Raw genomic sequence first — 15141 nt, 5'->3', positions numbered from 1 at the left:
GTAGCTAAGCCTTCCTGCGCCGATGGTACTGCACTCGACAGGGTGTGGGAGAGTAGGTCGCCGCCGACATTCAACGTGAAAGATCAGAGACGCCCCCGGACTTGTAGTCCGGGGGCGTTTTCTGCGTTCGGGGTAGGCGCACGAAGGGTTCACCAGGGCTGTCGGGCGTGAGCGGACAGCGCCGGGGACCTCCCCGGCCGGCGCACTGCCCGGACATCGAGGCGGCCGGCAGCTCCGACCGGCGCTACTCGGTGCGGGCCCGGCGAGGGTCACGGCTGGGGTCGTCGCTCACGGCGACGGAAGCGGCGGTGCCCGTCGGGGTCCGGACCGGGCACGTCGGTGCGTCGGTCAGAGGTCGGCGCCGACGGCGTCGTCGACGGAGGAGAAGCCGTCGGCGCGCAGCAGGGCGGCCAGCTCCCGGTGCAGGCGTGAGGGCCAGAGCAGGCCGCCGTAGACGAACCCGGTGTACGCCTGCACGAGCGCGGCGCCCGCCCGGATCCGGCGGTAGGCCTCCGCGGCGTCCTCGATGCCGCCGACCGAGACGACGACCTGGCGGTCGGTCAGCCGGGAACGCAGGCGGCGCGTCACATCGAGCGCGGCCGTCCGGAGTGGACGACCCGAGAGCCCGCCGGCCCCCGCCGCGGCGACCGTGTCCGCGCCGGTGCGCAGAGCGTCCCGGGCGACGGTGGTGTTGGTCGCGACCACACCGTCCAGCCCGAGCCGCACGGCCAGCTCGGCGACGGCGTCGACGTCGTCGGGCGCGAGGTCGACGGTGATCTTCACGAGCAGCGGGACACGACGCTGCCCGGTGACGCGGTCGAGCTCGTCGCGCACCGCGAGCAGCAGCGGCTCCAGCACGTCGACCTGCTGCAGGTCCCGCAGCCCCGGGGTGTTCGGCGAGCTCACGTTGACGACCACGTAGTCGGCGTACGGGCCGAGGGCGGCGGCACTGGCGCGGTAGTCGGCGGCGGCGTCCTCGGGCGGCACGGCCTTGCTCTTGCCGATGTTGACCCCCAGCACCGGCATCCCGGGCACCTCGCGGGTGCGCAACGTGGCGAGCCGGGGCGCGACGGCACCCGCGCCGTCGTTGTTGAACCCCATGCGGTTGATCAGGGCACGGTCCTCGGTGAGCCGGAACATGCGCGGCTTGGGGTTGCCCGGCTGGCCTCGGCCGGTGACGGTGCCGATCTCGACGGCGCCGAAGCCGAGCCGGCCCAGCGCGACGACGCCCTCGGCGTTCTTGTCGAACCCGGCCGCGACGCCCAGCGGTCCGGTGAACTCGAGGCCGAGTGCGCGCGTCCGGAGCACCGGGTCGGTCGGCACCAGCCGGTCGGCGACCCGGATGCCCAGTGCCGAGGTGCCCCCGAGCGCGCGGACGACGCCGAACCCCATCCGGTGCGCCGGCTCGGACGGGATGTGCCGCAGCACGCGGTCGAACAGGGCGTCGTACATGGACCCCATCCTCACAGGGTGCGTCGGGACAGTCCCAGCTGGTCCAGCTGCCGCCGGTCCCGCTTGGTCGGGCGACCGGCACCGCGCTCCCGCCGCGCGTACACCGGCGCACCCGGACCGGTGGGCTCGACGGGCGTGTGGTCGACGTAGCACTCCTGGGCGATCGGGGCCCCGACCCGCTTCTCGATGACCCGGGTGACCTCGACGATCCGGTTCCGGTCGTGCACCCGGGCCCGCACCCGGTCACCGATCCGGACCAGGGCGGCCGGTTTCGCGGGACGGTCGTTGATCCGTACGTGCCCGCCACGGCAGGCGGTCGCGGCGTCCGCCCGCGTCTTCGCGAGGCGTACCGACCACAACCAGCGGTCGACCCGGGTCGCGTCCATCCCGTCATCGTGCCACCCGTCCGGGGCGACGTGCGGCCCGCAAGACCATCACTGGCTACGGTGTGCGCGTGGCCGAACCGATCGACTCCGTCCTGGTTGTGTTCAACCCGGGCAGCACCGGTGACGCGGGGACCCTCGCGCACCGGCTCCGCGACGAGCTCGCGGGCACCCGCCCGGAGCTGCCGGTCACGTTGCGTCCCACCGAGTACGCGGGGCACGCCCGGGACATCGCCCGCGAGGCCGCAGCCGGCAGCGGACGACCGCTGATCGTCTCGGCCAGCGGCGACGGCGGCTACAACGAGGTCGTCAACGGGATCATGGACGTGCCCGGCACCGGAGCGGCCGCGGCCGTGCTCGCGGCCGGGAACGCGAACGACCACGACCGGGTCACCACGCACCGTCCGCTCGGGGAGGCGATCCTCGACGGGCGCACCGAACGGTTCGACCTGCTCGAGATGCACCGGGGGGACGGCCCGCCGCACTACGCGCACTCCTACATCGGATTCGGCCTCACGCCCGTCGTCGCGCTGCAGATCGAGGAGGGCGGCAAGGGGACGCTGCGGGAGGTGGCCTCGACGCTCCGCTCGTTCTGGGCCTTCACCCCGTTCGAGATCGAGTTCGCGACCGGGGGGCGGCGCCGGGTCGACAACCTGGTGTTCGCCAACATCGGCGAGATGGCGAAGTTCGCCGAGCTGAGCGAGGGCAGCCGTCCCGACGACGGCCGGTTCGAGGTGATCCTGCTCGAGCACCGTCCGAAGTGGAAGCAGCTGGCGATCGCGGTGCGGGCCGCGCTGCGTGGGCTCGGGCGGCAGCCGGCGACCTCGGAGTTCCGGTTCACCACCTGCGGTCCGATGCCGGTGCAGATCGACGGCGAGATCGACCACGTCGACGGCGACGTCGACGTCCGTGTGCGGTGTGCGGCGGGTGCCCTGCGCGTCGTGCGCTGAGAGCAGCGGAACGACACTCTGCTCAGACGTCGGCGAGGATGAACTCGACGGCGCCCAGCGACCCGCCGTCGCCGAACGTCGCCCGCACCCGGGCGCCCGGGCGGATCGCCATCGGCACCGTCGTCGTCCCGGTCGTGACGACGTCCCCGGCCCGCAGCCCCGAGCCGTAGCGCGGCAGGGCCTCGCCGAGCCAGGCCAGCGCGGTCCACGGGTCGCTCAGCACCGCCGCGCCGCTGCCCATCGCACGGTCGGCGTGTCCGCCCGGGAGTTCGACCTCCAGCGCCGTCGGCGTGGCGGCGAGGTCCAGGTCGAGCGCGCCGGAGATCTCCGGGCCCAGCACGAAGCGGCCGGCGCACGCGGCGTCGGCCACCAGTTGCGGGGCGCCGGCGACGGCGAAGTCGGCGAACCGGGAGTCGGGCAGCTCGACGGCGCAGTGCACGGCGGCGACCGCGTCGCGAAGCTCGGCGGCCGAGGCGCCGGGTCCGACCGCGGCACCCATCCGGAAGGCGAATTCGGCCTCGGCGACGGCCATGTGCAGGTCGTGCGCCGGGACGACGTCGCCGGGAGCGTGCCGGAACCGCTCGAACAGCGGGCCGGGCAGCGGGGCGTCCACCCCGATGTGGGCCTGGCCGGCGGCCGCGGTGGCGGCGAGCTTCCAGCCATAGGACGGCCCGGCCCGCTCGGACAGCCGGGACTGCGCCGTGAAGCCTTCGGCGAGCGTGCGCGGGCGCAGCAGCTCGGGGAGCTCGGCGAGCCGCTCGCCCGTCGTCCAGGCCTGCCACAGCGCGCCGGCGGTGCCGTCGGCACGGACCAGGTCGACCGCCGTGGCGGGCAGCTCGCCGTCGGCCGGTACGTGCGCTCCGGTGGCGCCGTTCTCGGTGTCGCTGTGTGTCATCGGTGCGGATCCTGCCAGGTCAGCTCGTGGCGTCCGGACCGGTCCGCCGGGCGAGGACCTCGGCCACCCGGCGGACCCGGTCGTCCGCCAGAGCCTCCTCCAGCCCGACCGGCAGCGGGAGCCGCCAGTTCGGGTACTCGTCCACGGTGCCGGGCAGGTTCGGCTGCCGGTCCTCGTCGAGCACGTCGTACAGCGAGGCCAGCACCAGCCGGGACGGGGCCGAGGCCAGCAACGCGTGCAGCGCGACCACGACGGTGTCGACGTCGCCGGAGTCGGCCGGATCCAGCAGTCCCTCGTCGACGAGCAGCGCGACCAGCTCGTCGCGCTCGGCGGCGGCCTTGACCGCCTCGGCGTCCGGGTCGTCGAGCAGGCCGAGCGCTGCCCGGACCCGGACGTGCTCGCCGCGCAGGAACCCGGTCGCCGTCGGGAGGTCGTGGGTGGAGATCGTCGCGACCGACCGCTCGGGCCAGCGCGACGGCGGCCGCAGCGGTCCGTCGTCGCCGCCGGTGGCCGGGTCGGGGTCACGGGAGAACCAGAGCACCGTCGACCCCAGCAGGTTGCGCTCGGCCATGTCCTCGCGGACCTCCGGCAGCACCGTGCCGAGGTCCTCGCCGACGACGAGCGCGTCGGCCCGGTGCGCCTCGAGCAGCAGCACGGCGAGCATCGCCTCGGCGTCGTAGTGCACGTAGGTGCCCCGGTCGGCGGTCTCGCCGGACGGCACCCACCACAGCCGCCACAGCCCCATCACGTGGTCGATCCGCAGCCCGTCGGCGTGCCCGAGCAGCGCGCGCGTCATGTCCCCGAACGCGGCGTAGCCCGTGTCCGCCAGGCGGTCCGGCCGCCACGGCGGCAGACCCCACGTCTGGCCGCGCTGGTTGAACGCGTCGGGCGGGGCGCCGACCGTGGCGCCGAGGGCCAGCACGTCCTGCAGCATCCACGCGTCGGCGCCCTCGGGGTCGCACCCGACGGCGAGATCGTGGATGACGCCGACGGGCATGCCGGCGTCGCGGGCCGCGGCGCGGACCCCGGCCAGCTGGGCCTGGGCCTGCCGCTGCACCCAGGCGTGGAACGCGATCCGCGGGGCGAGCTCGGCACGGGCCGCCGCGACACCGGACCCGTCCGGGCGGCGCAGGCCCTCCGGCCACAGCGACCAGCGGCCACCGTGCCGCTCGGCGAGCGCGCAGAACGTCGCGAACGCGGCGAGGTCGGGGTCCGGGTCGCCGTCCGGGCGACCGGCGCTGCGCCACAACGCCTCCAGCGCCGAGCGCTTCGCCGCCCAGACCCGGTCGTGGCCGATCCGGTCCCCGGCCGTCTCCGGGCGCAGCGCGTCGACCTCGGCGCGGGTCCCGGCGTCGGCGTCGGCGTAGGCGGGCAGGTCGGTCACGCGCAGCGCGAGCGGGGTGGTGTAGCGCCGCGAGGACGGCGTGTACGGCGAGGGCTGCACCGGCGGGACCGGTGTGATCGCGTGCAGCGGATTGAGCAGCACCGCACCCGCGCCGTGCGCGTTCCGGACGAGGTCGGTCAGGTCGCCCAGGTCGCCGATGCCCCAGGAGCGCCGCGAGTGCAGTGCGTACAGCTGCAGCATCCAGCCCCAGGTGCGGGGCGGGTCGGGCAGCGCCGGCGGGGCGACGACGACGGCCGACCGTCCGGCGTCGGTCTCCAGCAGGTAACGGCCCGGCTCCAGTCCGGCCGGCAGTTCGCCATCCACATCGGACGTCCACTCGCGATCCGCGGCCGTGCCGTCGGAGGCGGTGAGCCGTCCCCGGCTGGCGACCGTCCGGGCGCGGTCGGAGCGCATCCCGATCGTCGGCGGGGGTGTGCCGCGGGCGGCCTTCTCCCGGACGTCGGCGAGCGCGATCCGGCGCGCCTGCGGGCCCGCGACGTCAATCTCCAGCAGGTCGAGGACGTTCCGCACGACCGCGGCGTCGATCTGCCGCTCGGTGCGGGTGCCGTCCAGGAAGGAGGTCGCGACGCCGTGCGCGTCGGCGATCTCGGCGAGCTCGGGGTCCACCGGGTCGCGGGTCATGGGGAGATCCTGACCGATGCCGGCGGCCCCGGAACGACCGGTGCCCGGCGTGTTCGACGGGCGCCCGGACCGACACGCGGGCATCATTCACCCACCCCGGTCAGGGGCCGATCGGTGCTACGGTGCGTCGCCGGACGCGCCGAACGGGTCACCGTGTATCCGTCGGGTGCCGGACCGTCCCGGAGCCCGATCGCGTCACCGCGGGGGCCCGGTCGTCGTCCGTTCGGCAGGAGGATCTCCCAGATGTCGACGTTGGCCCTGCTGGGGCTATGGGTGGTGGTGCTGGTGGCCGTCGGGATCGCAGCGTTCCTGCGGTGGGGGCGGAACCGGGACGAGCACCCGACGTCGGACGACGAGGCGCCGCGCACCGTCGCCGACCTGGTCGACCGGCGGGCCCGCGGGCTCGACGACGGGCGCCGTCGTGGCGACGACAGCCCCCGGGGCGGCGAGGACGCCGGTGAGCAGACCGGTCCCGTCCATGCCGCGTCCACCGCGGAGGACGCCGGGGCCGCGGCGGAGGCAGCCGGGCCGGAGGCAGCCGGGTCGACCGGCACGAGCGAGGACGTGACGCCGGCCGGACCGGGCAGCGGCGCGGACGGCGCGGACCCGGTCGTCGCCGACCGCGACTCCGACCGCGCCGAGGCCGACGCGGACCCCGACTCCGATCACGCGGCCGCCGAGCGCTCCACCGGCCGCGCGGTCGTCGGCGACCCGGACGGTTCGCGGCGCGCCCCCGGAGCCGGGGCAGTGGAGTCCGAACCGCCCGCGCAGGAGCCCGCCACCGACCCGAGATGGTCGGCCATCGGCCCGACGATCTCCTCGGCGCCCGACATCACCGAGGTCGGTGACACCGCCGATCCCGACGAGGAGGACACCGACGAGATCGGTGCCGTCGCGCCCTCGGCGCCGCCGCTCGGCCCGGACGTCAGCACCGGCCCGGTCGGTCCACCGTGGTCGAGGGGGTTCAAGGACGGCAAGCCGGTCGGTCCGGCGGGGCACCGTCCGGCGCCGCCGCGCCCGCGGCCGGTGCGCTCCCCGGTCCGGCGGGACCCCGGCATCTCCGACACCGGCGACGACCGGGTCGGCCCGAGCAGCTCCGCCCCCGACATCCGCCCGGTCCCGGGCATCGGCCTGGCCCGGGGGATCGGCGCGGTCCCGCGTACCGGTGCGGGCGGCACGGGTTCGCCGGCCCGGCGGGAGCCCGGATCCCTCCTCCGTCCCGCGCCCACTCCTCCGTCCACGCCGGACGGGGACCCGGCGCCTACGGACGCGCGGGAAGGGCGACCCGCACTCACCACGGCCCGCGAACCGACGCCCCCGGCCGAGACGGCCGAGGGCCCCGAGCTCGCGGGATCCGGGGTCCCGGGAACACCGGAGAGCGCGGCCAGGGTCGCCGGGACCGTGGACACCGGGTCCCCGGACGAGGAGAGCACGGCGACCGGAGCGGTCGACGGCACCACGGAGATCGGCGAGACCACCCACGCGGGGGCCGCGCCCGAGCACGCGTCCGGCGCCGACACGGCGGCGAGCACCGAGATCGCGGAGTCCGCCGAGACCGCGGAGTCCACCGAGACCACAGAGACCACAGAGACCGCCGGGACCCGCGAGGGCACGGACGCCGGCGGTGCCTCCGCCGTCCCCGGGCTCCCGGCCGCCTCGGTGCGACCGGCGGCCCCACCGCGTGCCGACCCCCGCTCCCCGGTCGATCCCGACCTGGTCAAGCGGGTCACCGCCGTCCCCGCGGACCGGTCCGGATCGCGGTCCGCCGCCACCCCGGACACCGAGCGCGAGTACCGCGAGGCCCGGGACCGGATCGCGGCCACACACGGCTGGATCGGGCGGGTTCCCGAGCAGGCCGGCTCGCCGGAGCCGGAGGACGCCACACCGCCGCGCGCCTGGGGGACGATCGGTCTGGCCGCCACGGGCGGTGTCGCCCGGGACCAGGATCCGCCGGAGCCGCCACCGCGTCCGGCGCCCCGGCTGCTCCGCTCGGCCCGGCCGAGCGGGGACGCGGCCGACACCCCGCCGGTCGCCCGTGCGGTCCCCGCCGCCCCCGCCACCGAGACCGACCCCGGCACGTCCACCGGGACCGGTGAGGTCCCGGTCCCCCCGATGGAGGCTCCCCGCGACATGACCGCACCCATGACGCCCGCAGTCGAGCCCCTCGACACCGAGACCCCCGGAGCTCCGGTCGACGGCGCCCCGGGGCACACCGCCGCGCCCGATGCCACCGCGCCGGCCGTCGGCGGAGACGGAGTCGGAGGCGGTGCCGGTGTCCGGGACGAGGGCGACGTGACGTTGCGGCTCGGGCGGTCCGGCACCGAGCCCGCCCCGGTCGTCCCGGGGACGCCCCCGCAGGACGTCGAGGTGCGGGTGCTCGGTCCGGGCGAGGCGCCGCTGGGCGGCGCGGCGGTCACCGTCCGGGACCGGGCGTCCCGCACCATCGGGTCGGCCGTGACCGGCGACGACGGTCTCGCCCGGGTCGCGGTGCCCGGAGCAGGCCGGTTCGTCGTCGTCGCCGGCACCGCCGGGTTCCGGCCCGGGGTCACGGCGTGTGCCGTCGCGGACTCGACCGCACAGACCGTCCTGGTGCTGCGGCGTTCGGCGGCGGTGCACGGCACGATCCGGACCGCCTCCGGCGCGGCCGCGGTCGACACGGCCGTCGCGCTGGAGCAGGACGGCGACCCGGTCGCCGACACCCGTACCGGCCGGGACGGCACGTACCGGATCGACGATCTCGACGCCGGCCGCTACCGGCTCGTCGTCGACCTGGACGGGACCCAGGTGCCCGGGACCGTCGACCTCACCGCGGGCGCCGAGGTCGCGCACGACGTCACGGGCGGGCCACGGCCGTGACCGGCCGGCCGGACGTGGACGGCCGGCTACCCGGCGTCGGCGGGATCGAGCTGTACTGGCAGGGTCGGCTCCCGGAGCACGACCCGACCGGTGTCCTGCTGGTCAGCCACGGCATCGGCGAGCACTCCGGCCGCTACGGCTCGGTGTCGGACGCCCTGCTCCCCGAGGGCTGGGCGGTCTACGGGCTCGACCACCGCGGGCACGGCCGCTCCGGTGGCGCCCGGGTGCACGTCCGCCGCTACGACGACTTCCTGCAGGACTTCGAGACGTTCCGGCGTGAGGTCGTGTCCCGGCACCCCGGGCTGCCGGTCTTCCTGCTCGGGCACAGCCTCGGCGGGCAGATCGCGCTCGGCTACGCGCTGCGCCACCAGGACCGGCTCTCCGGCCTCGTGCTCTCCGCGCCGGCGCTGGCCTCCGACACCGTCCCGGCCCCGCTCGTCCCGGTCCTGTCGCTGGTCGCGCGGGTGCTGCCCACCGTGCGCCCGGTCGGCATCGACACCTCGCTGATCAGCTCGGATCCCGACGTCGTCGCCGACTACCGGGCCGACCCGCTCGTCCACCACGGGAAACCGACCCTCGCGCTGGGGGCCGCGGTGTACGCGCAGATGGACACCCTGCCGGACCGGGCGGCCCAGCTGCGGGTCCCGCTGCTGATCCAGCACGGCACCGCGGACCGCCTCACCGACCCCGCGGGCACCCGCATCCTCGACGAGCGCAGCGGGGCCCCGGACACCACCGTGCGCTGGTACGAGGGCCTCTGGCACGAGATCTACCACGAGCCGGGCCGGCAGGCCCCGCTCGACGACCTGCGCCGGTGGCTGGCGCAGCGCCGCGACGCCACCCGGGCGACGCGGACCTGATCCTCGCCACACCCGCGCGGTCTCGACCTGCCGGGTGTGGCCCCGGAGTGGGATCGTGAGCGCTCAGAACGCGGAACGAGGTGGCGCGCACGGTGAACAGGTCCGACTCCCCGGCCGGCGAGGTCGCCGCCGTCGGGGTCCGCACCCTCCTCGAGTCGACGGACTGGGCGGCCACGCCGCTGGGACCGCGTCCCGGATGGGACCGCGAGCTCACCGACACCATCCGGTTCATGCTGGAGAGCCGGCAGCCGCTGGTGACCTGGTGGGGTCCGGAGCTGGTCCTGCTCTACAACGACGCGTTCACCGCCCACTCCGGGGTCCGGCACCCGACGGCGTTCGGCCGGCCGCTGCGCGAGGGCTGGCCGGAGCTCGCCGATCACCTGTCCGACGAGCTGCGCCTCATGCTCGCCGGCGACAGCGAGGGCATCTACCGGGTCGCCGACCGGCTCGTCCTGCACCGGTGGGGGTACCCCGAGGCGACCTGGTGGGACTACTCGGTGACGCCGGTGCGCGGCCCGGACGGCGACGTCCGTGGGCTGATCACGATGCTCGGCGAGGTCACCGAGGGGGTCGTCGGTGCGCGGCGGATGCAGGTGCTGTCCGAGCTCGGCGAGGTCGCCCGGGACGCCCCCACGGTCGACATCGCGGTCGAGCGGCTGACCGCGGTCCTCGACGCCGCGGCCGAGGACGTCGGGTGCGCGGCCGTCGTGGCCCGCGGTGCCGACGCACGGGCGCTCACGACGGTCCGGCTCGACGACCTGCCGGACGGCTGGGCCCCGGCCGACCGTGGCCCGGACGCCGGATCGGCGGCCGAGTTCGTCACCGTCGGGCCGGCCGCGGGACCGTCCGGTACGCCGCCGGTCACCGACCTGGTGCGTGCCGTGCAGCACACCCCGGACGGTACGACCGGGATCGCCGTCGTGATCGGGGTCCCGCCACTGCTGCCGCTCGACGAGCCGCACCGTTCCTTCCTGCGCCTGGTCGTCGGGCAGGTGGGCACGGTGCTCACCGCCGCGCTGGCCCGGGACCGGGAGCGGGACCGCCGGGACGACGTCAGCACCGTCGCGCGGACCCGCGCCGACTACTACGCCGGTCTCGGCGACGAGTTCCGCGACCCGCTGACGCTGGTCCTCGGCCCCCTGGAACGGCTCCGCGACCACGACGACGCCGGCGTCCGCGCCGAGGTGGAGCTCGCCCAGCGCAACGCGCAGCGGATGCTGAAGCTGGTCGACGGCCTCCTCGACGCCTCGGCCCTGCAGAGCGGCCGGCACGACGGCCTGTTCGCACCGACCGAGCTCGGCGCGACCACCGCCGAGCTCGTCGCGGCGTTCGCCCCGGTGCTCGAGCGCGCCGGCCTGGACCTGCGCGTCTCCTGCCCGCCCAGCAGCCGTCCGGTCTGGGTGGACCGCGACGCCTGGGAGAAGATCGTCCTCAACCTGCTCAGCAACGCCGTCAAGTACACGGTGGACGGAAGCGTCACGGTCCGGCTCACCCACGACGGCGAGCAGGTCGTCCTGTCGGTCGCCGACACCGGCGTCGGGATCCCGGACGACGAGATCGACTCGGTGTTCGAGCGGTTCCACCGCCCCGGCCCGCCGCGCGGACGCACCGGCGAGGGCAGCGGGCTCGGCCTGCCGCTGATCCGCCAGCTCGTCCGGCTGCACGGCGGCGGCATCGGGGTCCGCAGCGTGCCGGACGTCGGGAGCACCTTCACCGTCCGGCTGCCGCTGGGGTTCGCCCACCTGCCGGCCGACCGGCTCGTGCGGTCCCGGGTCGGTGCGCGCACCACCCCCCGGCTCGCGGCCCCCTACGTCGCCGAGGCGCTGCGCTGGCTGCCCGAACCCCTCGATGCGGGCGACGGTCCGGCGAGCCGGCCCGCGGTCCGGGGGCGATCGGTCGACGGGTCGGTGGTCGACGGCCTGGACCTGGCCCACCGCGACCGGGTGCTGGTGGTCGACGACGACCGGGAGATGCGCGGCTACCTGCGCGACCTGCTGGCCGAGCGGTGGACGGTGCAGGTCGTCGCGGACGGTGGCGCCGCCCTCGACGCCGCCCGCACCGACCCGCCGGACCTGGTCGTCGCGGACGCCGCACTGTCCGCGACCGGCGGGATCGAGCTGCTGCGTGCGCTGCGGTCCGACCCGCGCACCGTCGGCGTCCCGGTGGTGCTGCTGTCCTCGCGGGCCGGGGAGGAGGCGGCCGTCGAGGGGTTCGCGGCCGGGGCCGACGACTACCTCGTGCGTCCCTTCTCCGCGCGCGAGCTGCTGGCCCGGGTCGCCAACCACCTGCAGCTCGGGCGGGTGCGCCGTGCCGCGGAGCTGCAGTTCCGGGCGATGGCCGACTCCACGCCCGCACTGATCTGGGTCGACGACCCGGGCGGGCACCGGCTGTTCGTCAACCGGGGCTGGCTGGACTTCACCGGCGTCGACGACCCCGCCCAGGAGCTCGGGCTGGACTGGCGCCGCCGCATCCACCCCGACGACCGCGAGCGCTACCGGTCGGTGACCGCGGCCGCGGCGCGCGCGCACGCCCCGTTCGAGGTCGAGTACCGGCTGCTGGACCGGGCCGGCCGCCATCGGTGGGTGCTCGACCGCGGTGCCCCGGTGCGCGACGGCGAGCGCTCCGCCGGCTACGTCGGCGGCTGCCTCGACATCGACGTCCAGCACCGCGAGCAGCGCCGGCACCGGATCTACTCCGAGGTCGCCGAGTCGCTGGAGCGGGAGATCACCCGCACCGGGCGGACCGACCAGCTGGTCCGCGCCGTCGTCGACGACCGGCTGGCCGACGTCGCCGTGGTGCACGACGCCGACCCCGGCGACCCGGTCGGCACGCTCGCCGTGGCCGCTGACCGGTCGGCGCTGGAGCCGTCGCTGTGGCGGCTGGGCCCGCTGATCGGCGTCTCCGACCACCCCGGCCGGCCGGAGATCATCGGCGCGGACCGGCTCGACGACGTCCTGGGCCGGTTGCCCGCGACCCAGCGCCGTGCCTGGGGCCGGCTGCGGATCCGCTCGGCGATGGTGGTGCCGCTGCCGGCCCGCGGGCGGACCAGCGCCGTGCTCACCGCGGTGCGCACCGAGTCCGCCGACCCCTACACCGCCGACGACCTCGACCTGCTCTCCGAGATCGGGCGCCGGGCCGGACTGGCCGTGGACAACGCCCGGCTGCTGGAACAGGAACGGTCCTCGGCGCAGCGGCTGGGCCTGCTGCACCGGGCGACCGCCAAGATGTCCGCCGCGGCCACCGCCGGCGAGGTCGCCGCGATCGCCGCGGACCACATCGTCGACCTGCTCGACGCCGACTTCGCCGGGCTCTGGGAGGTCCGCGGGGAGTGGCTGCAGGCGCTGACCGGCCACGGCTGGGACGCGGAGCTGTGGCGCCGGGCCGGACGGATCCGGGCCGACGCACCGATGGCGTTCGCCGACGTCCTGGCCGACCGCACCCCGCTGTGGTTCGGCACCGCGCACGAGTGGGCGTCGCGCTACCCGTCGCAGATCGGCGTCGCGCCCGAGCACGCGCAGACCATCGGCTACCTGCCACTGATCGCCGGCGGCCGCACGCTCGGCGTGCTGGCGGTGTCCATGCTCACCGAGCGGCGGCTGTCCGAGGCGGACAAGGAGGCGGCGGTCGCCGTCGCCGAGCTGGCCGCGCAGGCGCTCGACCGGGCGTCCATGTTGGACGCCGAGACCGAGGCCCGCCGGCTCGCCGAGCGGCTCGGTGCGGTGGCGACAGGCCTGGCCCGGGCCACCGACCTGGAGTCGGTGGCCGAGGTCGTCGTCGAGCACGGGCGCAGCTCGCTGGGAGCCGAGTCCATCGTCGCGATGGTCGTCGACGACAACGGGCTGCTCGCCCTGCTCGGCGAGGCCGGCTGGCCGGCCGACGGGCCGCCGATGCGCGCCCCCGGCCGCAACCACCCGCTCAGCCGCGCCGTCACCGGTGGTGAGCCGATCTGGCACACGACCGACCTGTCCGAGGTGCGCCGCTACCCGGTGCACACCGCGGTGCCGCTGATGGTGGCCTCCCGGCCGATCGGCGTGCTCGGGTTCCGGTTCTCCCGCGAGCCCTCGTTCAGCCCGGAGCAGCAGAGCTTCGTGCGCACGCTGGCCAACCAGTGCGCCCAGGCGATCGTGCGGGCCCAGCTGCACCAGGCCGAGCACGAGGTCGCGGTGACCCTGCAGCGCAGCCTGCTGCCGCAGCGGCTGCCGGACATCGAGCAGCTGTCGCTGGCCACCCGGTACCGGCCGGGGACCCAGGGCACCGAGGCCGGTGGGGACTGGTTCGACGTGCTCGACCTGGCCGACGGCGTCGTCGCCCTGGTGGTCGGTGACGTGGTCGGCCGCGGCCCGGCCGCGGCGGCCGTGATGGGTCAGCTGCGCAGCGCGGTCGCGTCCAACCTGGTCAACGGCCAGTCCCCGGCGCGGGCACTCGAACAGCTCGACCAGTACGCGCTGCGGGTCCGCGGGGCCACCGCCAGCACGGTCGCGATCGCCACCATCGACACCGGCTCCGGCGAGCTGCGCTACGCCAGCGCCGGGCACCCGCCGCCGCTCGTCGCGGGCACCGACGGGGTGCGGACGCTCGTCGAGGGACGGGGGGTGCCGCTGGGCATCTCCGGACGCCCGCCCTTCAGCGAGGCAGGCGCACACATGGTGCCCGGCGAGACGATCCTGCTCTGCTCGGACGGGCTGTTCGAGCGCCGGGACGAGGTGATCGACGACGGGCTGGCCCGGCTGGTCGACGCGTTCGGTGACCTCGCGGAGTCCCAGCCCCGGGACATGGCCGACACGCTGCTCAACCGGATGTCGGAGGGGTCGGCGATCCCGGACGACACCGTCGTCGTCGTGGCCCGGCTGATGCCCCCGCCGCTGCGGCTCGACATCGAGGCCGACCCGAAGCGGCTCGCCCCGCTGCGCCGCTCGGTCGCCGGCTGGGCCGCGACCTGCGGGATGGGCCCGGACGCGGTCAGTGACCTGCAGCTCACCGTCGGGGAGGCCGCCACGAACGCGATCGAGCACGCCTACCCCGCCGGGGCCGTACCCGCGGGCCGCGTGCAGATCGAGCTCGCGCTGACCGCCGACGGGTCGGTCGCGGTCCGGGTCGCCGACCGGGGCCGCTGGCGCCCGCCGCCTCCGGACCCCGGCTACCGCGGCCGCGGCATCGCGCTGATCCGGGAGCTGTCGGAGGACGTGCACATCGAACCGTCCGACGACGGCACCACCGTGCGGTTCCGGCTGCCGTCGACCCCGGTGGAGGTCGGGACCCCGGGTGCGGGGCCGCCGGTGGAGTTCGTTGCCGGCGAGCCCGAGCCGGACCGGGACCCGACCGCGGACCACGACGACGACCGGGACGCCGCCGCCACGGACGGAGCCCGTCCCGCGCCGACCCGGCTGCGCGCCTCGCCCGACCCGCACGGCGTGCGGCTGACGGTGGTGGGCGACCTCGACCTCGGCGGGGTGGCGGCGGTCCGCGGTCCGCTGCTCGAGCACCTGGGGCGCGGGCTGCCGGTCACGCTCAACCTCGCCGCGGACTCCTTCGTGAGCAGTGCCGGGATCGCGCTGCTGTCCGAGGCGGCCCGGCTGATGCGGGCCGGCGACGTCCCGCTGACCCTCGTCGCGCCGGCCGGGAGCCAGGCGCGGCGCTCGCTGGTGCTCTCCGGGCTGGACACCGTGATCGGGATGTCCGACGAGGGGTAGACGCAAAGAAGTGCAGGTAGGCCTGGGTT

The 15141-nt window shown here is 76.1% G+C and carries 8 protein-coding genes; 4 read left to right on the top strand and 4 right to left on the bottom strand.

Features of this window, described 5'->3' with window-relative positions:
- Window positions 1-348: 348 nt before the first annotated feature.
- Both WIS52_RS29560 and WIS52_RS29555 read right to left on the bottom strand, forming a co-directional pair.
- Entirely contained in the window at window positions 349-1452 is a 1104-nt protein-coding gene (locus WIS52_RS29560) for a quinone-dependent dihydroorotate dehydrogenase (RefSeq protein ID WP_349301703.1), read from the bottom strand.
- Window positions 1453-1463: 11 nt separating this feature from the next.
- Window positions 1464-1838 carry an RNA-binding S4 domain-containing protein gene (locus WIS52_RS29555; protein ID WP_349301702.1) on the bottom strand — a complete coding sequence of 125 codons (375 nt, stop codon included), beginning with the start codon at window positions 1836-1838 and terminating at the stop codon, window positions 1464-1466.
- 68 nt (window positions 1839-1906) lie between these two features.
- On the opposite strand from WIS52_RS29555, the gene WIS52_RS29550 reads away from it, so the two are divergent.
- Window positions 1907-2785, top strand: a complete 879-nt coding sequence (locus tag WIS52_RS29550) for a diacylglycerol/lipid kinase family protein (RefSeq protein ID WP_349301701.1) — start codon at window positions 1907-1909, stop codon at window positions 2783-2785.
- Between the two features lie 22 nt (window positions 2786-2807).
- Here the strand turns inward: WIS52_RS29550 and WIS52_RS29545 are convergent, their stop codons facing one another.
- Both WIS52_RS29545 and malQ read right to left on the bottom strand, forming a co-directional pair.
- Window positions 2808-3680, bottom strand: a complete 873-nt coding sequence (locus WIS52_RS29545) for a 2-keto-4-pentenoate hydratase (RefSeq protein ID WP_349301700.1) — start codon at window positions 3678-3680, stop codon at window positions 2808-2810.
- Between the two features lie 19 nt (window positions 3681-3699).
- Entirely contained in the window at window positions 3700-5706 is a 2007-nt protein-coding gene (gene malQ, locus WIS52_RS29540; protein ID WP_349301699.1) for a 4-alpha-glucanotransferase, read from the bottom strand.
- A 243-nt stretch (window positions 5707-5949) separates the two neighbouring features.
- Between malQ and WIS52_RS29535 the strand changes: the two genes are divergently transcribed.
- The 3 genes from WIS52_RS29535 (at window position 5950) to WIS52_RS29525 (ending at window position 15112) form a co-directional block, all read left to right on the top strand.
- On the top strand, window positions 5950-8562 hold the full coding sequence (locus WIS52_RS29535) for a carboxypeptidase regulatory-like domain-containing protein (RefSeq protein ID WP_349301698.1): 2613 nt from the start codon (window positions 5950-5952) through the stop codon (window positions 8560-8562).
- Complete coding sequence (locus WIS52_RS29530) at window positions 8559-9422, top strand: alpha/beta hydrolase (protein WP_349301697.1); 864 nt, start codon at window positions 8559-8561, stop codon at window positions 9420-9422. Before WIS52_RS29535 ends, WIS52_RS29530 begins: the two co-directional genes overlap by 4 nt.
- A 92-nt stretch (window positions 9423-9514) precedes the next feature.
- On the top strand, window positions 9515-15112 hold the full coding sequence (locus WIS52_RS29525; protein WP_349301696.1) for a SpoIIE family protein phosphatase: 5598 nt from the start codon (window positions 9515-9517) through the stop codon (window positions 15110-15112).
- Window positions 15113-15141: the final 29 nt, after the last annotated feature.

The organism is Pseudonocardia nematodicida, assembly GCF_040105385.1.
GTDB classification, from domain to species: domain Bacteria; phylum Actinomycetota; class Actinomycetes; order Mycobacteriales; family Pseudonocardiaceae; genus Pseudonocardia; species Pseudonocardia nematodicida.
The sequence above is the reverse complement of the archived record's forward strand: the minus strand, read 5'-3'. Positions and strand labels throughout refer to the sequence as shown.

Coding starts and splice junctions, on each gene's coding strand:
- WIS52_RS29560 (WP_349301703.1), bottom strand. CDS start 1,452: ATGTACGACGCCCTGTTCGACCGCGTGCTGCGGCACATCCCGTCCGAG.
- WIS52_RS29555 (WP_349301702.1), bottom strand. CDS start 1,838: ATGGACGCGACCCGGGTCGACCGCTGGTTGTGGTCGGTACGCCTCGCG.
- WIS52_RS29545 (WP_349301700.1), bottom strand. CDS start 3,680: ATGACACACAGCGACACCGAGAACGGCGCCACCGGAGCGCACGTACCG.
- malQ (WP_349301699.1), bottom strand. CDS start 5,706: ATGACCCGCGACCCGGTGGACCCCGAGCTCGCCGAGATCGCCGACGCG.
- WIS52_RS29535 (WP_349301698.1), top strand. CDS start 5,950: ATGTCGACGTTGGCCCTGCTGGGGCTATGGGTGGTGGTGCTGGTGGCC.